This window comes from Plantactinospora soyae (assembly GCF_014874095.1).
GTDB classification, from domain to species: Bacteria; Actinomycetota; Actinomycetes; order Mycobacteriales; family Micromonosporaceae; genus Plantactinospora; species Plantactinospora soyae.
Window position 1 is genome coordinate 1,469,388 of the sequence record NZ_JADBEB010000001.1, and the last position, 20,405, is coordinate 1,489,792.

Consider the following 20,405-nt stretch of genomic DNA (forward strand, 5'->3'; position numbering starts at 1 on the left):
GCCTTCCCACGCGTCAGCCGGGCCTTCCCACGCGTCAGGTGGTGCAGCTTCCGTTGTCCGGGTTCACGCACTTGGCCCGGCTCCACAGCGTCTCGAAGTTGTTGTGGAAGTCGTTCCAGACGGTCGGGTGTTCGATCTTCATCAGCGTCTCGTCGTGATCGGTCAGCGCGGGGTCGGTGACGTTGTGCGAACCGGTGAAGACCACGCTCCGGCCGGCCACCCCGGCGAAGGTGCCCCGGATGATGATGTTCTTCGAGTGCAGGGTGACGACCCGGCCGTCGACGTTGCTGGCCTCGGCGTCGTGGTACTTCTTCAGCGAGACGTTCGGCTGACCGTTCAGCGTGGCGTACGCGGTGGCGCCCATCGTGCCGTAGACGACCCGTACCCGGCAGCCCATCCGGCCGATCCGGCGCAGTTCGCTGGCGACCTGCGGGCGGGCGTCGGTGAACTGGGCGTGCGCCACGTCCACGGAACAGCCGCTGGCGTACGCGTTCACCTCGGCCAGCCGGTTCGCCAGGGTGTCACTGTCCGCCCGGGGCGAGTGGTAGACGGTGACGTCCGTGGTCGGCGACTTGTAGTAGCCGTTGGCGGCGTTGAAGTAGTCGTTGTTCTTGCGCTGCGCCCGCATGTCGTTGAAGTACGCGGTGAAGTGGTCGTACAGCTCGTAGTCCTCGTGCACGACCAGCGCGCTGTTGAACAGGTTGTTCTGGCTGAAGGTGAGGTTCTGCGAGCTGACGAAGACCACCCGCTTCATCGTGCCGCTGGTGGAGAAGGTGAAGACCTTGTTGTGGTTGATCGAGTTGCTCTTGTTGCCGATGCAGGCCGTCGAGCCGGACACCGTGGACGAGGTCTTGCCGCAGATCACCAGGTCGTCGAGGTTGGCCGAGTTCAGCACCGTCATCGCGGCGTTGTCCGCGCCGGTGTTCACCCCGCCGCCGGTCTCGTCCAGGACGATCCGGACGATCACGCCCCGGGCCTGGGCCCGCTTGAGCGCCTCGGCCACCACCGGAGAACTCCAGCTGTACATGAGGCCCCGGATGTAGCCGCCGGCCGGAGCGCCGTCGGCGAGCCGGACCAGCTCGTCTTCGATGGTCCGGTCCCGGGTGCCGTCGTCGGCCGGGATATTGAACCGGGTGTACGCCGAGAACGGGTCGGCCGCCGTCACCGCGCCGTCATCGGCGTCGAGCGGGCCGGCCGGTGCGGCTGGCACCGACGGGCTGGCCGCCATGGCGGGCGGTACGGGCAGCGCCGCCGCCAGCAGGCCGAGCGCCGCACAGGACGCCAACCCGATCCGGACCTGGACACGACGTGTACGGAGCATCCTCATGACTACCTTGGTAGTACAGATCCTTCAGCAAGGCAACGATGTACGTAGATATTTTTCACCACCGACATCGGCCGGTCACCTCGCCTCCCGAACCGCGTCGGAGCGTGATGAAAAGCCACCGATCGCGGACGTCCAGGTGCCCTGCGGTAATCGTTACGGCCCGTCAGTCCTCCGGCGGCGGTGGTTCGTCCGCTCCCCTGGCCTTCCACGGCTGGTGTTCCTCGATCCAGCGCTCTACGTCCGCCGCCCACCAGACCGCGCCACCGGCCAGACGGTCCACGGGCTCCGGGAAGTCTGTCCTGCTGGTGAGCTGTACGACGCGAACCCGGGACACGCCAAGGCGCTCCTGCAGTTCCGCTGAGCCGTACAGCTTCCGGACCATGCCCGTAGCTTCCGTATGCCAGCCCCTTGCAGATCTGAAAGTCCTACCCGGGTCACCCATATGTGCTGGTGGAGCCACTTCCTGCCATTCGAGACCACCCTGTCGAACTTGACAGGGGGTCGCCCATGGCGTGTGCTACAGGGGTTCAACCAATGGGTAGCGGTCCGGCTCAGGGCAGGTGCGATCTCCCAGGGCCGGGCCTGCCCGACCCTGACGGAGAGGTGACGCTCGTGTTCAGTGCCGATCTACCGCACCAGCCCGTACCGATTACGGGAACCGGGCCGGCACCCCATCCCCGGGGATCCGATCCGAGCGTGATCAACATGTCGCTGCCGGTTCACGTGTGCGTCCGCTGCGCTATCGCGCTGGCGACCGGGGACCGGGGACATAACTGCATTGAGAGCGACCCCGGGCGGAGCCCGGCGGCGGCCATGCGCGACTGGCGCTGTGAGTGTCCCTGCCAGCCGTAACCCGAACCGGCTGGCAGAAAGCGGCCCGAACCCCGTGGGGGGGTCCGGGCCGTTGGCTGAAGAAGGGGCAGCCCGGACAGCGAGCAGCGTCCCTCCGGCCGTCCCGGCCGCCCATGAGGCGATCAGTCCGGCCCCGGCTACGGTGCACCGATGCCCGTACGCCAACACCCCGAGGATCGCCTCGACTCGCTGCTGGACGCCGACGACGGCACCGCGCTCGCCCGGTTCTGCATGTACGACGACGACGGCGAATCCGTCGCCGCCGACGTACAGCCGCTGCCCGGGGCCGCCCTGACCGCGGTAGCCGCGCAGGCCCGGCGCGATCTCGCCGGGGTGCGACTGGACACGCCGGACGAGGGGCTGGCCGACGCCCTGGTGGCGGGTGGGCTCGCACTCCACCAGGCCACCACGGAGTTACGTCACGACCTGGCCGAACTGCCGGCGCCGCCGGTACTGCCCGCCGGCTGGACGCTTGCCGAACCGGGCTGGGACGCCGACCTCGCGCGGGCGTGCGACGCGGCGTACGGCCCGGACCATCCGAACTGGCGGTGGCAGTCCGGCGACAACGAGCAGATGCGGGCGATATTCGACGCCGGCGATCCGGTCCCGCCGCTGCGGTCTGCCTCGGCCCGGGTGGTGGGTCCGGACGGGCGCAGCGCCGGCCACGTGCTGTGCGCCGGCCCGGTGCCGTGGACCGACGACGTATGCGGCTGGATCCTCGACATCGCGGTGGCGCCGCACGCCCAGGGCAACGGACTCGGCCGGGCCCTGCTGACGCACGCCCTGCGCGGCACCCGCGAGGCCGGGTTGTCGACCCTCGGGCTCTCGGTGCTGGATCGCAACCCGGCCCGCCGGCTGTACGACAACGCCGGTTTCCGGACGCACGCCCGGGTGTTCTCGGTGCTGCTGCCCCCGACCGCCGACAGCACCGGAACGCAGTGATGCGACACCACACCCGTCAGGGCGTCACACGGGGCTGACCGCCCACCGCGCCACGCCGCCAGAGCGGGTCAGTTGTACATGTACAGGTAGTAGTAGCCCTGCGGCTCACCGCTGCGCCACTCGTAGTGGCAGCTGTAGTAACGCCACGCTCCACCGGCGACGAGGCTGTCGCCGAAGTAGCGGCAGGCTTCCAGGGTGTAGTAGGAGCCGAAGGGGTAGTTGTCGGGACCGGCAATCGCGGCCGGGCGGGCGACCGGCGCCGCGGCCTGCGCCGGGGCGCCAAGGCCGACCAGCAGTGCGCCGCTGGCGCTGGCGAGCGCCACCATCGTCCGGACTCTACGCATGGGACCTCCACGGAGTGAGCGTGCTTTCGCTGCACACAAAGATAGTCAATCTTCGATCTATAGCTCATGGCCCACCGAAGCTTGCCGCCATCCGCGCAAGCCCACCAATCCGTCGATGGTGATCTATGTCCACCTTCATCGAAACGAAGGCAACCACCCATGCGTCGTAGTCGACTACCACGGTGTCGGTGATCGGGCCGGACTGGCAGCGTGCGGCGAGCGGTGACCCGGTCGAGCACTGCTCCGTTCTCAGTTACTGGACCGCGAGCGCCGCAACCAGCCGTGGCGGCCTACCAGCTACGACTGGCCGTCCAGGCCAGCTCCGGTCGGCAGTCAGACAGCCGCGCAACACCGGCTCAGATGTCATAGGGCGCGAGTAGGATCCCCGGCATGACGGACTCTGACGGCCGGAGGCGGGCGCACGCCCTGGTCGACGAACTTGTCGGTCCCTCGGACGAGACCGCCGACCGGGCGGTCGAGGTGCTGCACGCACATGCCGCAGCACTTGCCTGGGTGCGCGACACCACGGGAAGTTACCCCGCTCCGCCCATGGTCACGGCCGCGCTGAACGAGGCAGCTACCGCGCTCCGCAGCGGGGGCGACTGGCGCGACCCGGTGGCCGCCCTCGGGCAGGCAGCTGTCGAAGCACTCACCGCTTACCGTTCGACCACGGCAACGTGACCGGATACATCCTCGACGACCTCGCCCTGTCCACCGGTCTCACGCCCGTCGGCAGCGAACACCACCGTCGTGAGTTGTCCAGGCTGCTGCGCGCGGCGATTGACGGCGGCCCGACCCTGGACGTTCCGGCGCTCTGCCTCACGGAGGCGGCCACCTCGCGTCAAGCGCTCGCGGGACATCTCGCCGAGCTCATCGCCGCGGCGCCACCGGGTGCGATTGATCTCTGCGGCCTCACCCGGACCGATCATCTCGACACGCTCCGAATCAATCACCCAGAACTCTCCTGGCCCGCTGTACATGCCGCGAATCATGCCCTCTCAACCGGGCTGCCGATCCTCACTCCGGACGCCACGCGTTACACCGGCGTACCGGTCAATGTGCTGTCCCTATAGGAAGCCACTCCAATCCGCGGATTGCAGCTTGGCCACCAGCAACCGGCGCCCACTCAACCGTCGTAGTCGATTACGACCGTGTCGGTGATCGGGCTGGACTGGCAGGTCAGGACGTACCCGGCGGCCACCTCGTCCGGCTCCAGGGCGTAGTTGCGGGCCATCGTCACCTCGCCGGAGACGACCCGGGCCCGGCAGGTCGAGCAGACCCCGCCCTTGCAGGCGTACGGCAGCTCACCGCGCACCTTCAGTGCGGCGTCCAGCACCCGTTCGTCGCGGCCCATCCGGAAACTCGACGTCCGGCCGTCGAGCTGGATCGTCACCTCGCTGCCGGTCGCCGCCACGCTCGGTCGGACCGGCGGCGCGGGCGGCTCGTCCACATGGAACAGTTCGGCATGTACGGCCTCCGCCGGCACGCCCCGGGCCGCCAGCGCCGCCCGCGCGTCGAGCACCAGTCCGTACGGGCCGCAGAGGAACCACTCGTCGACCCGCTCCGCCGGCACGATGGTGTCGAACAGCCGACCGAGCCGCTCGGCGTCGATCCGGCCGGAGAGCAGCGGCGACTCACCGGGTTCCCGGGACAGCACGTGCACCAGGTGCAGCCGTTCCCGGTACCGGTCCTTCAGGTCGGCCAGCTCCTCCACGAACATCACCGTCCGGGCGTACCGGTTGCCGTACACCAGGGTCACGGTGCTGGCCGGCTCGACGGCGAGTGCGGTCGCGACCAGCGACAGCACCGGGGTGATGCCCGACCCCGCGACCACGGCGGCGTAGTGCCGGACCCGGTCCGGCGCGAACGCCGTGCTGAAGTGCCCGAGCGGCGGCAGTACGTCCACCGTGTCCCCGGCCCGCAGCGTGGTGACGGCGAACCGGGAGAACGCGCCGCCGGGCACCTCACGGACCCCGATCCGCAGCAGCCCGGCCTCGGCCAGCTCCGCCGGGGTCGAGCAGATCGAGTACGACCGCCGCACCTCCCCCGGTACGCCGTCCGGCGCGCCGACGTCGACGAACCGGCGCACGGTGAGGTGCTGCCCGGCCCGGAAGGCGAAACCGGCCCGCAGTTCGGCCGGTACCTCGAAGGTGACCGCGACCGCGTCGTCGGTCAGCCGGTCGACCGCCTGGACCGACAACGGATGGAAGACCGGGCGGCGACGGACCGGCCGGTTGATCGTTACGCTCAAAACGCCCTCAGGTGGTCGAAGGGTTCACGGCAGGCCCGGCACCGCCACAGCGACTTGCAGGCGGTCGAGCCGAACCGGCTGACCTGTTCGGTGTCGACGGCGCCACAGCGCGGGCAGCGGATGGTCAGGGTCAGCGGCACCGGTCCGGCGCTTCCGGCCGGCCCCGGTGGGGCGATGCCGGTGGCGGCCAGTTTGGCCCGACCGGTCTCGGAGATCCAGTCGGTGCTCCAGGCCGGGGCGTACACGGTGACGACCTCGACCTCGGGATGTCCGGCGGCGGCCAGCGTGGCCCGGATGTCGGCCCGGATCACGTCCATCGCCGGGCAGCCGGTGTAGGTCGGGGTGATGGTGACGGTGACCCGGCCGCTGCCCGGCTCCGTCGCCACCTCCCGCAGTACGCCGAGTTCCTCGATCGTCAGCACCCGCAGTTCCGGGTCGACCACCGACGCGGCGGCCCGCCAGGTCGGATCGGTGCGCACGCTCACCAGCGGGCTCCCGGATGGGCCCGGTGCAGCACCTGCATCTCGGAGAGCAGGTAGGACAGGTGCTCGGTGTGCACGCCGGTCCGGCCGCCGGCCGGAGCCCAGCCGTCGGCCGGGCGGTCCAGCGTCGCCCTCGCCAACACCGGCTCCACAGTGGTCAGGAAGGCGTCGCGCAGCCCGGCCGGGTCGACCGGCGCGGACGGATCGGGGGCGAACAGCTCATGGGTGTACGGCCAGATCCCGTCCACGGCCGCCTGCATCCGCCGGTGCGACTCCTCGGTACCGTCGCCGAGCCGTACCGTCCACATGCTTGCGTGGTCGAGGTGGTAGGCGACCTCCTTGCGGGCCTTGCCGGCGATCGCGGCGAGCCGGGCGTCGGCACACCCGCTCAGCGCGACGTAGAGCGGCAACTGGTACGCCGACAGGAACAGCAGCTTGGCCATCGTCACCGCGAAGTCGCCGTTGGGCAGTTCGACCAGCAGAGCGTTGCGGAACTCCCGGTCGTCGCGCAGGTACGCCAACGCGTTCTCGTCCCGGCCGGCCCCCTCCAGTTCCCCGGCGTACGTCAGCAGCAGTCGGGCGGCGCCGAGCTGGTCCAGGGCGATGTTGGCCAGCGCGACGTCCTCCTCCAGTTCGGGTGCGGCGGCCACCCACTCGCCGAGGCGCTGCGCGGCGACCAGTGCGTCGTCGCCGAGCCCGAGCAGGTAGCCGAGCCGGGTTCCGGTGGGTACGTCGGTGGGGTTCACAGATGCGCCGCCCCGTCCGGTACGTCGTAGAACGTCGGATGCCGGTAGACCTTGTCCGCGGCCGGCTCGAAGAAGGCGTCCTTCTCGTCGGGGCTGGACGCGGTGATCGTCTGTGCCGGGACCACCCAGATCGAGACGCCCTCCTGCCGGCGGGTGTAGACGTCCCGGGCGTTGCGGAGCGCCATCTCGGCGTCCGGCGCGTGCAGGCTGCCGACGTGGTTGTGGGACAGTCCCCGCCTCGGCCGGACGAAGACCTCCCACAGCGGCTCGCTGTGCCGTACCGGTTCGGTGCGCTCGCTCACGCCGCTACCTCCACGCGCTCGTCGGTCCGCTTGGCGGCGTACGCGGCGGCGGCCTCCCGGACCCAGCTTCCGTCGGCGTGCGCCCGGCGGCGGTGGTCGATCCGCTGCCGGTTGCACGGCCCGTCGCCGGAGATCACCCGCATCAGCTCGGCGTAGTCCGGCTGGGTGTAGTCGTACGCCTGCCGCTGCTCGTTCCAGCGCAGGTCGGGATCGGGCAGCCGGAGATCGAGTACGCCGGCCTGCTGGACGCACATGTCGACGAACCGCTGCCGCAGGTCGTCGTTGGAGAACCGCTTGATCTTCCAGGCCATGGACTGCTGGGAGTGGGTGGAGTCGGTGTCCGGTGGGCCGAACATCGCCAGCGACGGGTACCACCAGCGGTCCACCGCGTCCTGGGCCATCGCCCGCTGGGCGGGGGTGCCGGAGGCGAGCGTGTGGAGGATCTCGTAGCCCTGCCGCTGGTGGAAGGACTCCTCCTTGCAGACCCGGATCATGGCGCGGGCGTACGGCCCGTACGAGCACCGGCACAGTGGCACCTGGTTGACGATCGCCGCGCCGTCCACCAGCCAGCCGATGGCGCCGACGTCGGCCCAGCCGAGGGTCGGGTAGTTGAAGATCGAGCTGTACTTCTGCCGACCGGTCAGCAGCAGCTCGACGAGTTCGTCCCGGGTCACTCCGAGGGTCTCGGCGGCGGCGTAGAGGTAGAGCCCGTGGCCGGCCTCGTCCTGCACCTTGGCGAGCAGGATCGCCTTGCGCGCGAGCGAGGGGGCGCGGCTGATCCAGTTGCCCTCCGGCTGCATGCCGATGATCTCGGAGTGGGCGTGCTGGGCGATCTGCCGGATCAGGGTCTTCCGGTAGGCGTCCGGCATCCAGTCCCGTGGCTCGATCTTCTGGTCGGCTTCGATCAGGGCGGTGAAGTAGTGCTGCGGGTCGTTGTCGACGGCCGGGCCGTCCGCGACGCCGGGACGACCACGATCGGCGGCGGCCCGCAGCGCCACCTCCGCCGCCTCGACCTGATCGAGCAGGCCGCTGGCGGGTCCGTCATCCGGGCCGGGAAAGTCATGTCCGTACACCCACCAAGTGTTACAGCTCAACTAGCCGGTAACCAAGATGTGTAATACAAATGCGGCCCAGAGCCGACAGTCGGCTGCTCAGCGCGGTGGCACCAAATGTCCGCACTGATGGGTGAATGACCCTGGTCACACCGACTCCAATATTCAGGATCTACCATCTGATATCGGCTTATTTCCGGTCACCGATCTGGAATGCCACGGTCGCGCCATCTGGCGGATCGGGCTCAGGCACGTAAACTTTCCCCGTTCCGTCCTGCCGCCTCCCCCGGCAGTTCGGGCGCGGACACACCGCCGGTGTGGGGCTGGCGGCGACCGCGCTGACGACGACACACCCGCAAGACGCAACAGCGCCCTGTACCCACAGCGGCCCCCCGGCCCTCACTCTTGGAGCCCCGTCTTCATGCGTTCCCGCGTGACTCTGGTGCTCGCCATCACGGCAGTCGTGCTTGGCGGCGTCCTGCTCGTGCCCGCTGCGTACGCCCGGCTGAACGGGACCGCTGGTGGCGACCCATCCTCGGCCACCCCGACGCCGGTCGGGATCGAACCGTCCGCGCCGCCCCCGCCGACCCTGGCCGCTGCGCCGGTGAAGATCAGCGGTGTGGACGGCTTCTTCTCCTGGGCGCTGCTGGACCGGGAGAGCGGGAAGATCTCCGGCGCCAAGAACATGACGTCGACCAACTCCACCGAGTCGATGATCAAGGTCTGGATCGTCTCGGACTACCTGCGCCAGCTCGGCAGCAAGAAACCGCCGGCCAGCATGCTGAAGATGGCCAGCACCTCGATCCGGAACAGCAACGACGACTCCACGAACGCCCTCTACAAGACCGCCGGCGGGACCAGCTCGCTCGACCGCTTGATCAAGATGTGCGAGCTCACCGAGACCGCCAAGGTCATTCCGCCCGGCGACAATTCCGTTTGGTGGAGTTACACCAAAATGTCGCCCCGGGACGCGGTACGGATGGGAGAGTGCGTCAAGGACGGCACCGCGGCCGGACCAAAGTGGACGAAGTGGGTGCTCACCGAGATGTCCAAGGTAAGCGGTTCGGTGAAGGACCAGCAGGCCCGGCAGGGCGGCGGCAAGTGGGGGATCATCGACGGCCTGCCCAAGGGCGTGACGGCGCAGGGCCTGGTCAGCATCAAGAACGGCTGGACCCTGATCAACGCTGACGGCAAGTGGCACGTCAACTGCCTGGCCGTCAACGACGACTGGGTGCTCTCGGTGATGATGCGCTACTCCGGCGGCAAGGGCCTCGGCTACGGCGCCAACGTCTGCGCGAGCGTCGCCAGCCAACTCGTCGCCCCGCAGCCCGGCGCCGCGCTCAAGGTTCCCAAGCCGCTCAGCGCCAAGGCGGCCTGATGGGCGCCGACGAGCGGCGGGCGAGGGCGACGGCCAGATCCAACCGGTCCACGGCGCTCCGGCTGAGCCTCATCTCCGTCGCACTCCTGGTGCTGGTGCTGGTCGGGCTCCGACTGATGCCAGGCTCGCCGTTCGCCAGTACGGCCGCCGCCAAGTGGGGCGAGTCGTCCGGTACGACGGGACCGTCCGCGACCGGTGGGCCGACGAAGAAGCCGACCCCCACCCCGACGCCGAGCCCCACCCTGCCGGCGCTGCCGGTGGCACCGGCGAACGTGAAGATCGACAAAGACGGCTGGTGGAACTGGGCGCTGATGGACACCCGGACCGGCAGGATCTCCGGCTCGGCGAACATGGACGAGACCAACCCGACCGCCTCGATGATCAAGGCGTGGATCGGAGCGGACTTCCTGCGTCGGGTGGACGAGAAGGGTGACACGCCGAGCGACACCCGGATGAGCCAGGTCTCGACCATGATCCGGGACAGCGACAACACCGCCGCGCAGACCCTCTACGAGGTCAACGGCGGTACCGCGTCGATCCGGCGACTGATCAGCATCTGCGACCTGACCGACAGCAGCCCGGCCGCCGACGGTGGCTGGAGCCGTACCGCCCTCTCGGCCCGGGACACCGCACGGATGGGTGCCTGCATCGCGGACGGTCGCGCCGCCGGCCCGAAGTGGACCAAGTACCTGCTCGGCGAGATGCGCGCCGTACGCGGCGTCGGCAACTTCGGCATCCGCAAGGCGTTCCCCGCCGCCGAGCAGAAGACCATCGCGGTCAAGAACGGCTGGGTGGACCGGACCCGGGAGCAGAAGTACACGGTCAACTGCCTGGCCATCGGTGACGGCTGGACGATGGCGGTGGAGACCCGCTACGCGATCAACCTCGGCTACACGTACGGGGCGAAGATCTGCGAGGACGTGGCCCGGCAGCTCCGTACGGACTGACCCGACCCGGTAGCCACCGGATCGAGTCGAGGACCGGCGGTCGGCCGGCGAGAAGGGCGGAAAGCCCGAGGTCAGCCGGTGAAGAACGCGGGGCCGTCGGCCGGCAGCGCCGGAAGGCCGTCCAGCGCGGCGGCCCGACGGGCGAACTCCCGCAGACCCGCCACCTGCCGCTCGCCGAGCGAGAAGTCGAGGGCCCGGAAGTACGTCGCGAGGGTGGCGGCGTCGAACGGCTCCCAACGGGCGGCCGCCTCGGCAGCCTCGTCGAGTTCGGCCAGGCAGAGGTCCCGGGAGCGCAGGAACGCCTCGTGCACGCCCTTGACCAGCCCCGGATGTTCGGCGGCGAAGTCCCGGCGTACCGCCCAGACGGCGAAGACCATCGGCAGCCCGGTCCACTCCCGCCACGCCTGACCCAGATCGGTGACCGACAGGCCACGGCCCGGTGCCTCGTAGAGGGCCCGGAGCGCCACGTCGCCGATCAACACCCCGGCCTCGGCCTCCAGCAGCATCGTGGTCAGGTCCGGCGGGCAGCTGAAGTACTCGGGATCCACGCCGTACCGGTTGGCGAGCAGCATCCGGGCGAGCAGCACGCTGGTCCGGGAGGTGGAGCTGAGGGCGACCTTGGCCCCGTCCAGCTCGTCCAACGGGCGGGTGGAGACGATGTTGACCGACAGCACCGGCCCGTCGCTGCCGACCGCGAGGTCGGACAGGAGCAGCAGCTCGTCGGCGTGCTTGAGGTACTCCACCAGCGGGATCGGGCCGATGTCGAGGTCACCGCCGACCAGTGCCGCGCTCAGCCGTTCCGGCGAGTCCTTGTGCAGGTCGACGTCGATGAGCGCACCGGAGCGCATCAGGCCCCAGTAGATGGGCAGACAGTTCAGGAACTGGATATGGCCTACCCGGGGTCGCCGTAGCTCGGTCATGATCCGACGGTAACCGTCGGCTCGGGTGTCCGCCGCGTTGCCCCGTCCGGAAGTGGCCTATCCCGCACCGTCCGGCGCCGCTCCGACCGCGCGGCCCGGAGCACGACCGGGGTCACCGCCGCGACCACGGCCAGCCCCGCCAGGCCGGCGACGGCGACCAGCGGGCGGGGTGCGAACCCGGCCAGCAGTACGCCGCCGATCAGGTAGCCGAACATCCCGGCGCCCTGGATCGCGGCGCCCTGGGCAGCGAAGGCCTGTCCGCGCTGCTCCGGCGGCACCCGGTTAGCCATCACCAGGTTGCTGAAGACGTTCAGTCCGCCGTTGGCGAGGCCCCCGATCAGCCAGAGCAGTACCAACCAGCCGGCGTCCGGCACGGCCGCGCCGAGCCCGACGAGCAGGCAGGCCAGGCCGAGCATGACCAGCACCCAGAGCACCAGGGCGCCGTCGTCGCGGGCCCGGCGTGCCGTGGGTGCCAGCAGCCAGGCGCCGAGCAGCATGCCGGCGGTCCAGGCGCCGCTGACCAGGCCGAAGACGGTCGTGGAGGCGTGCAGGGTCTCGCGGATGTAGAAGACCTCGATCACGTTGACCGCGCCGACCCCGGCCACCGTCGCGGCGACCGCGAGCACCATCGTCCAGAGCAGCGGATCACGCCGTAGCCGCCAGGCCCCGACCGCCGCCCCGGGGCCGCCGGGAGCCACGGGAGACGCCGGGCCGGCCGGACCGAGGCCGACGGCCGCGCCGCCCACCGCCACTGCGGACGTGTCCCCGACGACCGACGGCACGGTCCCGGTCGCGCGCCGACGACCACCCCGTCGGGTACGCAGCAGCAGTCCCGCCGCGATCAACGCGAGGTAGCTGACCGCGTCGAGCAGCAGCGGGACCCGGGTACCGAAGTTGCCGACCAGCAGCCCGGCCAGTGCCGGCGCGACCAGCATGCCGATCGAGCCGGCGGTCTGGTTGATCGCGCTGGCCCGGGGCAGGTCCGCCCGGCGCACCATCTCGGGCAGCAGGGCGGCGAGGGTCGGCTGGGTCACCGCCAGGCCGCAGGAGAGGAGCGCGACGAGCGCCATGATCACCTCGGGCCCCTCGGCGTAGGCCAACGCGACGCAGACCGCCGCCTGCCCCACGCCGGCCACGACCAGCAGCCTGCGGCTGTCCACCCGGTCGGCCAACCGCCCGGTCAGCGGTGCGAGGAGCACCAGTGGCAGGGCGGCGGCCAGCATCACCCCGGAGACCGCGAAACCACCCGCGCCGGTGGACTGGAGGGCGAGCGCCAGCGCGGTCGCGGCGAGGAAGTCCCCGCAGGTCGAGGCGGCGCGGGCGCCCGCCGCCAGGTAGACGTCCCGCCATCGGGAGGCCGGCAGTTCACCGTCGACGGTCGCAGCGTGACCCGGAGATGCGAAGGACATACTTCGAAAGTAATCCTTCACATCTCTCGACGCAATCCCCGCCCGTCACTCCGATGGCAGCGCCGCGTAGTGGATCATCACGGGGCGGGCCCCCTCCGGTGGATCGGAGCGGTCACGCCGCCGGTACGGCTTCATCAGCTCCTGCACCGCCTCGTTCAGCGCGGTCAGCTCCGCTGCGGTCAGCAGCAGCACCGGCCCCCTGATCGCGGCGGCGTCGTACCACTCCTTCGGCTCGTTCCGGGACCGCCGGACCCAGTCCCGGACCCGCTGGAGATCGCGGGCGGCGTACACCTCGATCAGCGTCGCCTCGGCGTCCCACGCCTCCGGCGACGCGTCCTGCCCTGCCTCGACCCCCCAGGAGCCCACGGAACTGCGCCACAACCGCTCGCGGGCGTCGCCCCGGCTCGGCGCATGCTCGACCAGACCGAACTTCGCCAACTCCCGCAGGTGGTAGCTGACGGCACTGGGCGACAGTCCGACGATCTCGGCGCACTCCGTGGCGGTCACCGCCGCTCCGGTCGAGACCAGATGCTCCATGATCCCCAGCCGGGCCGGATGCGCCAGCGCCCGCATCACCTGCGGGTCGCTGATCATCATCGGGCGTTGCTCGACCGGCTGCTCGGTCACGTCGCCTCCTCGCTGCCCTCGGTCATGTCGTCTCCTCGCTGCCTTCGTCGGCGCCATGACTTCGCAGACTGGGCCAGCCGATGCCCTCGGTGCGCTCGGTCATGCGCCCATGATTGCGCCCCCGGCCTCGGACACGCCAAATGCCTCGCGAACGATCAGATGCCGACCACACGCCGCCCGACTTCCGAGCACGGTCGGGACCGGGCCAGGGAGCCGCTAGGCGACCTTGAGTTGCTCGTCGCCGAAGTCGGCGATGAGCTTGAGCGTTCCCCCGAGGGCGGCGATGTAGCGACCCAGCACATCCTGGGTGGAGACGACGCCGGCTTCGATCTGCGACACCCGGGCGGCGCTGATCCCCATCCGGACGGCAACCTGCTCCTGGGTCATTCCACGCCTTTTCCGGAGTTCAGCCAGACGCCAGCCCCGAGCCTGGTCGAGCATCTCGTCAACGGCGGAGTCGAACGCTTCCTGCCCGCCCGCAGTGTCGACCGCACGCGCCAAATTGTCGGTGTCACGCCACCGCTTAACGCCACTCATCACTTATCTCCCTCTCCCGTTCCTTCAGGTATGTGGCGTAGAGCTGTTCCGCCTCGGGGATCGCTTCCCGGTACCAGCGCCGCCATTGGCCGGACTTGTCCCCGGCAACGAGCAGAATCGCGGAACGCCACGGGTCGAAGACGAACAGGATCCTGATCTCGGTACGCCCCGCGGACGGTGGCCGCAGTTCCTTCATGTTGGTGATCTGGGAAGCGGTGATGCTGTCCACCAACGGCCGACCCTCACCCGGGCCATTGCGTTCCAGGACAAGGATGGCCTGATTGACCAGGCGATGCGTCTCGCGATCAGCCTGGTGCAGAGCGTCGAGAAACTCTTCGACCTGGGCGGTCAGCAAGATTTCCCAGTCCACGGCCCCCTCCTCGCTGGTTAACAATTTTCTTAACACGGATCCGCCCCCCGCCGCAACTCACTCCGATGATCGGTCCACCGGCCCTACCCCGCCGCGCTAAACCTGTCGCCCGGGTGCCAGGCGCGGCGTACGATCGAACGCTCGCGTGCCAACCGCACGCCCTTCCAGCACCGGGCACAGCCGGTACCGCGCTGACGGAGCGCCGGGCGGCCCAGGTCAACCGAGCCGATAATCGCGCACCGAAAGGTCTCATCGGATGACCCTGCCCGCCTTCGACCCGCCCATCGAACACGCTGCCACGGAACACCAGCCCGACGACCTCGACCGGGAACTCGCCGCCGAACGGGCCCACCTGGGCGCCTCCCGGGCCGCCCTCCGGCGGATGCGGGAGCACGCCGAGGCACTTTTCAGCACCGGTCAGGACGTCGCCGGGGACGCGTACGCCGCCGAAACCCTCGGCCGTACGCTGTCCCGCCGGGTCGCCGAACTGGCCGACGATCCCAACACCCCGCTCTTCTTCGGCCGGCTCGACTTCTCCGACGCGAGTCACCACATCGGGCGGCGCCACGTCACCGACCCGGTCGGCGAGCCGATGGTGCTGGACTGGCGGGCTCCGCTCTCCCGCTCCTTCTACCGGGCCAGCGTCCGGGACCCGCAGGGGGTGCACACCCGGCGACGGTTCGGCTTCGGCGCCGGTCAGCTCACCAGCTTCGAGGACGAACACCTCGACCGGGGCGAGGAGTACGGCACGAAGAGCCGGATCCTCACCGCCGAGATCGAACGCCCCCGGGTCGGTCCGATGCGGGACATCGTCGCCACCATCCAGCCCGAGCAGGACGAGTTGGTCCGCGCCGACCTGGCGGACTCGATCTGCGTACAGGGTGCTCCGGGCACCGGTAAGACGGCAGTCGGGTTGCACCGGGCCGCGTACCTGCTCTACCTGCACCGGGAACGGCTGCGCCGGTCCGGCGTACTGGTCGTCGGGCCGAACCGGGCGTTCCTGTCGTACATCTCGGCGGTGCTGCCCGCGCTCGGCGAGGTCGAGGTGACCCAGGCGACCGTGGAGGACCTGGTCACCTCGCCGTACCGGTCGGAGGGCACCACCCGGTCCGGAACCCTGGCGATCCGGGGCACCGACCAGCCGGCCACCGCCATCGTCAAGCACGACGCCCGGATGGCCGAGGTGCTGCGCCGGGCCCTGGCCGGGTTGATCCACGATCCGGAGGAGCCGATCACGGTCTCCGACGGCTCGTTCCGCTGGCGGGTGAGCACCGAGGCGCTGCGCCGGGTGGTCGAGGAGGCCCGCCGGGAAGGGCTGCCGTACGCCACCGGTCGGGAACGGGTCCGGGCCCGGGTGGTCAGCCTGCTGCAACGACAGGCCGAGGCGCGCCGGGCCGAGTCACCCGGCGAGGTGTGGTTGCGCCGGATGGGCCGGTCGAAGCCGGTCACCGAGTTCCTCGACCGGTGCTGGCCGGCGGTCACCCCGGACGGGCTGGTACACCGGCTGCTCGCCGATCCGGACGCGCTGGCCAGTGCCGCCGTCGACCTGCTCACCGAGGCCGAACAGGCGCTGCTGACCTGGCCGAAACCGCCCCGTACGGCGAAGGCGGCGAAGTGGAGCGCCGCCGATGCCGTACTGGTCGACGAGGCGGCCGGGTTGGTCGAGCGGCTGCCCAGCTTCGGACACGTGGTGGTGGACGAGGCCCAGGACCTCTCCGCGATGCAGTGCCGGGCCATCGCCCGGCGCAGCGAGCACGGCTCGATCACGCTGCTCGGCGACCTCGCCCAGGGCACCGCGCCGTGGGCCGCCACGAACTGGCGGGAGTCCCTGCGGCACCTCGGCAAGCCGGACGCCTCGGTGGTGCCGTTGACCATCGGTTTCCGGGTACCGGCCGCGGTGGTCGCGTTCGCCAACCGGCTGCTGCCGGCGCTCGCCGTGGACGTACCGCCGGCCGAGTCGCTGCGCCGCGACGGCGCGCTCGACATCCGTACCGTGACCGACCTGTCGGCGGCGACGGTGACCGAGGTACGGGCGGCGCTCGCCCACGACGGCTCGATCGCGGTGATCGCCGCCGACGCCGAGGCCGACGGGCTGCGCGCGGCGCTGGCCGGCGCTGGAATCGCGGCCGCGACCGCCGACGAGGTCGAGACCGCCGCGCGGGTCACCGTCGTCCCGGCCACCCTCGTCAAGGGCCTGGAGTACGACCACGTGATCGTGGTGGAGCCGGCCCGGATCGTGGCGGCCGAACCACGCGGCCTGAACCGGCTCTACGTGGTGCTGACCCGGGCCGTCTCCCGGCTCGCCGTGCTGCACACCGAGCCCCTGCCCGCACCGCTCTGAGCCGCCTTCCGGCGCCCTTCCTGGCCCGCCTGCGATGGCCTCGGGAGGCGGTGCCGTCTCCACCACGAGGTGGAACCGGAAGAGGGACCGGACCCCGGCGACTCGTTCGCACCGGGGAGGTGCGGTTCATCACCGATGTGGACGATTACGCCACCGTTGGCGGGACATGATCGGAGGAAGCACCCGCCATCCATCCGGGAGGAATTGTGCACCCGCTCCGTCCGTACCAGTCACGCCGCAACTTTCTGCGTACCGCCCTGGGGTCGACCGTGGCGGTGGTGGCGCTCGGCAGCGCCGCGACCCCCGCGATGGCCGGCGCCGCGCCGACCGGTTCCGGCGGCGGTCTGCCGGACGAGGTACTGCGGGAACGCCTGCGGGCGATCAGCGACGCCGGAATGCCGGGCGTCTTCGCCGAGGTACGCGACGGCCGCGCGACCTGGCGGGGAGCCAGCGGAGTCGCCGATGTGGAGACCGGACGGCCGGTCCGACCGGACTTCCAGCACCGGGTCGGCAGCATCACCAAGACCTTCGTGGCGACGGCGCTGCTGCAACTCGTCGCCGAGCGCCGGCTGTCGCTGGACGCACCGGTCGGCCGCTACCTGCCTGAACTCGTACCGGCCGGGGTGACCGTCCGGATGCTGCTGAACCAGACCGGCGGGATCAACGACTACGACCACGTCCTGTTCGGGACGCTGGAAGGCATCGAGAAGTACCAGCACACCACAATCAAGCCGGCGGAACTGGTCCGGATCGGACTGGCGGAGCCGCCGGTCGGCGCGCCGGGCGAGCATCACTACTACGCGAACACCAACTACATCCTGGCCGGGCTGCTCCTGGAACGGATCACCAAGCGGCCGGCCGCCGTGGAACTCACCCGCCGCATCCTGCGCCCGCTCGGCCTGCACGGGAGCTACTTCCCGGGTACGTCGCCCCGGATCGAAGGGCCGCACTCGGCGGCCTACCTGCCCTGGGACGACGCCACCCTGCGTGACTTCAGCGTCTACAACATGTCCTGGGCCTGGACGGCCGGGGAACTGGTCTCCACCACCGCCGACCTGAACCGGTTCTTCCGGGCGCTGCTCGGCGGGCAGCTGCTCCGGCCGACCGAACTGGCCGAGATGCGTCGGACCGTACCGGCCGATCCCGCCAACCCGGACGGCGGCCGGTACGGGCTGGGCCTGATCAGCGCGTCACTGCCCGGCATCCCCGTCTGGGGGCACGACGGCGTGGTCTTGGGGTCCGAGACCATGTCGCTGCATTCGGCGGACGGCCGGCGCCAGGTGAGCGTCGCGCTGAACGCCAGCCACTACTGGGCTCCCGGCCTGCCCGATCCGATCGGCGCGGCGCTGTTCGACTTCCTGCTCACCGCGCTGGGTGGAACAGCACCGGCCCCGACGGCGGCGAACCGGGCTCAGGGCGGCCGGACGGACGCCCTACGGTTCACTCCCGCCCCGGGCGCCTCGGCGTTCGCCCGGTAATCCGCTCGGCGGGCGCCCGCCCCGTTCCTGCGGCCGGCGCCCGCCGCACAACCTCCGGCGGCGAGTGTCGTCAAAGTAGTTGGTGTGCTCGTGGAGTTTGTATTGTAAACTCGTTTACGTGACCGGGAGCTTTGACAACGAATCTGTCGACGAACACGACGAACTGCCGCCGGCCGATCCGGCCGCCGCGCTCCGGCTGATCGCGGAGCAGCAGGCCGAGGCGGCCCGCAAGCTCAGCCCCAACCTGCTCTGGTACTACTGGCCCTGGGGTCTGGCCTGGCTGATCGGCTTCGGCCTGCTCTTCCTGCGGTTCGGGCCGGACGGCCGGGTGTTCGTCGAGCTGCCCCTCTGGCTGCCACTGGCCACCCTCTTCACCCTGCTGATCAGCGCCGGCATCATCTCCGGGATCACCGGCGCGCGGACCTACGGCCAGGTGACCGGCGACTCCAACCGGCGCGGTCTCTGGTACGGCCTGGCCTGGGGCCTCGGCTTCTCCGGCGTCATGGTGGTCCTCGGCCAGGTCTCCGACTACCTGCCGGAGGACATCGCAGGGCTGCTCTGGTCCGGCGTCCCGGTGGGGCTCACCGGCGCCCTACACATGGCCGGTGGCGCGATCTGGCTCGACCGCAACCTGTTCCGGCTGGGCGCCTGGATCAGCGTGATCAACATCGTCGGAGTGATCGCCGGACCGGGTTGGCACGCGCTGGTGGTCTCGATCGCCGGTGGTGGCGGAATGCTGGTGGCGGGCGTCGTCTTCCTGCTCCGCGACCGCGCCGGGAGCGCCCAGCGCGCTCGCCGGACCCCCAGTGCCCGGAGCGACCGGTGAGTGGGCCGCCCGAACTCGACCCGGTGATCCACGCCCAGGCCCGGCTGCGGGTCATGGCCACCCTCGCCACCCTCTGCGAGGGCGACCGGATCACCTTCCCCCGGCTCCAGGACGTCCTGCAGATGACCGCCGGCAACCTCTCGGTGCACCTCCGCAAGCTCGAGGAGGCCGGGTACGTCGAGATCGTCAAGACCCACCAGGGCCGTACCCCGACCACTCTCGTCGCACTCACCCGGCGCGGCCGGTTCGCCTTCGAGGAGTACACCCTGGCGGTCCGCGCCCTGCTCGACACGCCCCAGACGCTGGATCCCGCACAGACGGAGGAGAGATGATTCTCGCCCGCGCCGTCCAGGCCACCCGCCGATACGGCGACCTCATCGCCCTCGACCGAGCCGACCTCGACCTGCACGCCGGTGAACTCGTCGGCCTGCTCGGCCCCAACGGAGCCGGCAAGAGCACCCTGTTGAACCTGCTGGTCGGGCTGCGCCGGACCAGCTCCGGCCGGGTCGAACTGCTCGGCGGCGACCCCCGTGACCCGGCCTCCCGGCGGCAGATCGGGGTGACCCCCCAGGAGACCGGTCTGCCGCCCACGCTGCGGGTCGGCGAGGTGGTCGACTTCGTCTCCGCGCACTACCCCGACCCGGTGCCCCGGGCGGAACTGCTCGGCCGGTTCGGCATCGACGACCTCGCCCGGCGGCAGACCGGCGGGCTCTCCGGCGGGCAGAAGCGGCGGCTGGCCGTCGCGCTCGCGTTCGTCGGCCGGCCCCGTCTCGTCTTCCTCGACGAGCCGACCACCGGACTGGACGTGACCGCCCGCCGCGAGCTGTGGGACGGCATCCGCCAGTTCCACGCCGACGGCGGCACCGTGCTGCTCAGCAGCCACTATCTGGAAGAAATCGAGGCGCTCGCACACCGGGTGGTGGTCCTCGGCCGAGGCCGGGTACTCGCCGACGACAGCGTCAGTGCGATCCGGGACCTGGTCGGCGTACGCCGGGTCAGCCTGGTGGCTGCGGAGCTGCCCGCACTGCCGGGCGTACGCGGCGTCGAGCGGATCGACGGCGTCACGCACCTGCTCACCACCGACGCGGACCAGCTCGTCCGTGACCTGGTGGGCGCCGGGGTCCCGTTCTCCGGGCTGGAGATCAGGCCCACCTCGCTGGAGGACGCCTTCCTGGCCATCACCAACGACGCCGCCCCCGAGGCCGTGCAGACCGGCCCGCAGTCCGGTGCCGTGCAGTCCGAGGCCCGCCTCACTCAACCCGCTGACGTCTGAA

The 20,405-nt window shown here is 70.6% G+C and carries 23 protein-coding genes; 10 read left to right on the plus strand and 13 right to left on the minus strand.

The genetic code is table 11. The features are described from left to right. Positions 1 to 34 precede the first annotated feature (34 nt). Positions 35 to 1,327: a phospholipase D-like domain-containing protein gene (locus H4W31_RS06470; RefSeq protein ID WP_192765819.1), complete on the minus strand. Its 1,293-nt coding sequence runs from the start codon at positions 1,325 to 1,327 to the stop codon at positions 35 to 37. 163 nt (positions 1,328 to 1,490) lie between these two features. Next, positions 1,491 to 1,709 carry a helix-turn-helix transcriptional regulator gene (locus H4W31_RS06475; protein WP_192765820.1) on the minus strand — a complete coding sequence of 73 codons (219 nt, stop codon included), beginning with the start codon at positions 1,707 to 1,709 and terminating at the stop codon, positions 1,491 to 1,493. Between the two features lie 620 nt (positions 1,710 to 2,329). On the opposite strand from H4W31_RS06475, the gene H4W31_RS06480 reads away from it, so the two are divergent. Beyond that, entirely contained in the window at positions 2,330 to 3,121 is a 792-nt protein-coding gene (locus H4W31_RS06480; RefSeq protein WP_192765821.1) for a GNAT family N-acetyltransferase, read from the plus strand. Between the two features lie 68 nt (positions 3,122 to 3,189). On the opposite strand, the gene H4W31_RS06485 is transcribed toward H4W31_RS06480, so the two are convergent. Next, positions 3,190 to 3,465, minus strand: coding sequence for a hypothetical protein (locus H4W31_RS06485; protein WP_192765822.1), 276 nt, complete (start codon positions 3,463 to 3,465; stop codon positions 3,190 to 3,192). A 390-nt stretch (positions 3,466 to 3,855) separates the two neighbouring features. Between H4W31_RS06485 and H4W31_RS06490 the strand changes: the two genes are divergently transcribed. Together H4W31_RS06490 and H4W31_RS06495 are read left to right on the plus strand one after the other, a co-directional pair. Continuing rightward, entirely contained in the window at positions 3,856 to 4,146 is a 291-nt protein-coding gene (locus H4W31_RS06490) for a hypothetical protein (protein ID WP_192765823.1), read from the plus strand. Then, entirely contained in the window at positions 4,143 to 4,538 is a 396-nt protein-coding gene (locus H4W31_RS06495) for a hypothetical protein (protein ID WP_192765824.1), read from the plus strand. Before H4W31_RS06490 ends, H4W31_RS06495 begins: the two co-directional genes overlap by 4 nt. Before the next feature lie 53 nt (positions 4,539 to 4,591). Here H4W31_RS06495 and paaE read toward each other — a convergent pair whose 3' ends face one another. From paaE to paaA, 5 genes are read right to left on the minus strand one after another with little or no spacing between them, the layout of a single operon-like run. Continuing rightward, positions 4,592 to 5,716, minus strand: a complete 1,125-nt coding sequence (gene paaE, locus H4W31_RS06500) for a 1,2-phenylacetyl-CoA epoxidase subunit PaaE (RefSeq protein ID WP_192765825.1) — start codon at positions 5,714 to 5,716, stop codon at positions 4,592 to 4,594. After that, positions 5,713 to 6,195, minus strand: coding sequence for a 1,2-phenylacetyl-CoA epoxidase subunit PaaD (gene paaD, locus H4W31_RS06505; protein ID WP_192771888.1), 483 nt, complete (start codon positions 6,193 to 6,195; stop codon positions 5,713 to 5,715). The genes paaE and paaD overlap by 4 nt, the downstream gene beginning before the upstream one ends. Positions 6,196 to 6,197: 2 nt before the next feature. Then, complete coding sequence (gene paaC, locus H4W31_RS06510) at positions 6,198 to 6,944, minus strand: 1,2-phenylacetyl-CoA epoxidase subunit PaaC (RefSeq protein WP_192765826.1); 747 nt, start codon at positions 6,942 to 6,944, stop codon at positions 6,198 to 6,200. Beyond that, positions 6,941 to 7,246, minus strand: a complete 306-nt coding sequence (gene paaB, locus H4W31_RS06515; protein ID WP_192765827.1) for a 1,2-phenylacetyl-CoA epoxidase subunit PaaB — start codon at positions 7,244 to 7,246, stop codon at positions 6,941 to 6,943. The genes paaC and paaB overlap by 4 nt, the downstream gene beginning before the upstream one ends. After that, positions 7,243 to 8,319, minus strand: a complete 1,077-nt coding sequence (paaA, locus tag H4W31_RS06520) for a 1,2-phenylacetyl-CoA epoxidase subunit PaaA (RefSeq protein WP_192765828.1) — start codon at positions 8,317 to 8,319, stop codon at positions 7,243 to 7,245. Before paaA ends, paaB begins: the two co-directional genes overlap by 4 nt. Before the next feature lie 400 nt (positions 8,320 to 8,719). Between paaA and H4W31_RS06525 the strand changes: the two genes are divergently transcribed. After that, entirely contained in the window at positions 8,720 to 9,676 is a 957-nt protein-coding gene (locus tag H4W31_RS06525) for a hypothetical protein (protein ID WP_192765829.1), read from the plus strand. Beyond that, on the plus strand, positions 9,676 to 10,623 hold the full coding sequence (locus tag H4W31_RS06530; protein WP_192765830.1) for a serine hydrolase: 948 nt from the start codon (positions 9,676 to 9,678) through the stop codon (positions 10,621 to 10,623). Before H4W31_RS06525 ends, H4W31_RS06530 begins: the two co-directional genes overlap by 1 nt. 71 nt (positions 10,624 to 10,694) lie before the next feature. Here the strand turns inward: H4W31_RS06530 and H4W31_RS06535 are convergent, their stop codons facing one another. The 5 genes from H4W31_RS06535 to H4W31_RS06555 form a co-directional block, all read right to left on the minus strand. Then, complete coding sequence (locus tag H4W31_RS06535; protein ID WP_225945417.1) at positions 10,695 to 11,543, minus strand: menaquinone biosynthetic enzyme MqnA/MqnD family protein; 849 nt, start codon at positions 11,541 to 11,543, stop codon at positions 10,695 to 10,697. Next, entirely contained in the window at positions 11,540 to 12,952 is a 1,413-nt protein-coding gene (locus H4W31_RS06540; RefSeq protein WP_192765831.1) for an MFS transporter, read from the minus strand. The genes H4W31_RS06535 and H4W31_RS06540 overlap by 4 nt, the downstream gene beginning before the upstream one ends. Before the next feature lie 45 nt (positions 12,953 to 12,997). Further along, positions 12,998 to 13,579: an ArsR/SmtB family transcription factor gene (locus tag H4W31_RS06545; RefSeq protein WP_318783054.1), complete on the minus strand. Its 582-nt coding sequence runs from the start codon at positions 13,577 to 13,579 to the stop codon at positions 12,998 to 13,000. 216 nt (positions 13,580 to 13,795) lie between these two features. Beyond that, positions 13,796 to 14,116 (minus strand): helix-turn-helix domain-containing protein, encoded by a 321-nt coding sequence (locus H4W31_RS06550; RefSeq protein WP_192765832.1) that lies wholly within the window; start codon positions 14,114 to 14,116, stop codon positions 13,796 to 13,798. Next, a complete protein-coding gene (locus tag H4W31_RS06555) occupies positions 14,103 to 14,486 on the minus strand; it encodes a type II toxin-antitoxin system RelE/ParE family toxin (RefSeq protein ID WP_192765833.1) in 384 nt (127 codons plus the stop codon). The genes H4W31_RS06550 and H4W31_RS06555 overlap by 14 nt, the downstream gene beginning before the upstream one ends. 256 nt (positions 14,487 to 14,742) lie before the next feature. Between H4W31_RS06555 and H4W31_RS06560 the strand changes: the two genes are divergently transcribed. The 5 genes from H4W31_RS06560 to H4W31_RS06580 all read left to right on the plus strand — a co-directional run bounded on the left by H4W31_RS06560 (position 14,743) and on the right by H4W31_RS06580 (position 20,404). Further along, positions 14,743 to 16,827, plus strand: a complete 2,085-nt coding sequence (locus H4W31_RS06560) for a HelD family protein (RefSeq protein ID WP_192765834.1) — start codon at positions 14,743 to 14,745, stop codon at positions 16,825 to 16,827. A gap of 308 nt (positions 16,828 to 17,135) precedes the next feature. Beyond that, positions 17,136 to 18,305: a serine hydrolase domain-containing protein gene (locus H4W31_RS06565; protein ID WP_192771891.1), complete on the plus strand. Its 1,170-nt coding sequence runs from the start codon at positions 17,136 to 17,138 to the stop codon at positions 18,303 to 18,305. A gap of 118 nt (positions 18,306 to 18,423) precedes the next feature. Then, a complete protein-coding gene (locus H4W31_RS06570; RefSeq protein ID WP_192765835.1) occupies positions 18,424 to 19,131 on the plus strand; it encodes a transporter in 708 nt (235 codons plus the stop codon). Next, entirely contained in the window at positions 19,128 to 19,463 is a 336-nt protein-coding gene (locus H4W31_RS06575; RefSeq protein WP_318783056.1) for a winged helix-turn-helix domain-containing protein, read from the plus strand. The genes H4W31_RS06570 and H4W31_RS06575 overlap by 4 nt, the downstream gene beginning before the upstream one ends. After that, entirely contained in the window at positions 19,460 to 20,404 is a 945-nt protein-coding gene (locus H4W31_RS06580) for an ABC transporter ATP-binding protein (protein ID WP_192765836.1), read from the plus strand. The genes H4W31_RS06575 and H4W31_RS06580 overlap by 4 nt, the downstream gene beginning before the upstream one ends. The last annotated feature ends 1 nt before the right edge of the window (position 20,405 follow it).

What these genes read in the sequence shown, in the direction of transcription:
- H4W31_RS06580 (WP_192765836.1), top strand. Translation starts at nt 19,460, where the DNA reads ATGATTCTCGCCCGCGCCGTCCAGGCCACCCGCCGATACGGCGACCTC.
- H4W31_RS06490 (WP_192765823.1), top strand. Translation starts at nt 3,856, where the DNA reads ATGACGGACTCTGACGGCCGGAGGCGGGCGCACGCCCTGGTCGACGAA.
- H4W31_RS06540 (WP_192765831.1), bottom strand. Translation starts at nt 12,952, where the DNA reads ATGTCCTTCGCATCTCCGGGTCACGCTGCGACCGTCGACGGTGAACTG.
- H4W31_RS06485 (WP_192765822.1), bottom strand. Translation starts at nt 3,465, where the DNA reads ATGCGTAGAGTCCGGACGATGGTGGCGCTCGCCAGCGCCAGCGGCGCA.
- H4W31_RS06475 (WP_192765820.1), bottom strand. Translation starts at nt 1,709, where the DNA reads ATGGTCCGGAAGCTGTACGGCTCAGCGGAACTGCAGGAGCGCCTTGGC.
- H4W31_RS06565 (WP_192771891.1), top strand. Translation starts at nt 17,136, where the DNA reads ATGGCCGGCGCCGCGCCGACCGGTTCCGGCGGCGGTCTGCCGGACGAG.
- H4W31_RS06550 (WP_192765832.1), bottom strand. Translation starts at nt 14,116, where the DNA reads ATGAGTGGCGTTAAGCGGTGGCGTGACACCGACAATTTGGCGCGTGCG.
- H4W31_RS06530 (WP_192765830.1), top strand. Translation starts at nt 9,676, where the DNA reads ATGGGCGCCGACGAGCGGCGGGCGAGGGCGACGGCCAGATCCAACCGG.
- H4W31_RS06525 (WP_192765829.1), top strand. Translation starts at nt 8,720, where the DNA reads ATGCGTTCCCGCGTGACTCTGGTGCTCGCCATCACGGCAGTCGTGCTT.
- H4W31_RS06470 (WP_192765819.1), bottom strand. Translation starts at nt 1,327, where the DNA reads ATGAGGATGCTCCGTACACGTCGTGTCCAGGTCCGGATCGGGTTGGCG.
- H4W31_RS06560 (WP_192765834.1), top strand. Translation starts at nt 14,743, where the DNA reads ATGACCCTGCCCGCCTTCGACCCGCCCATCGAACACGCTGCCACGGAA.
- H4W31_RS06535 (WP_225945417.1), bottom strand. Translation starts at nt 11,543, where the DNA reads ATGACCGAGCTACGGCGACCCCGGGTAGGCCATATCCAGTTCCTGAAC.
- H4W31_RS06480 (WP_192765821.1), top strand. Translation starts at nt 2,330, where the DNA reads ATGCCCGTACGCCAACACCCCGAGGATCGCCTCGACTCGCTGCTGGAC.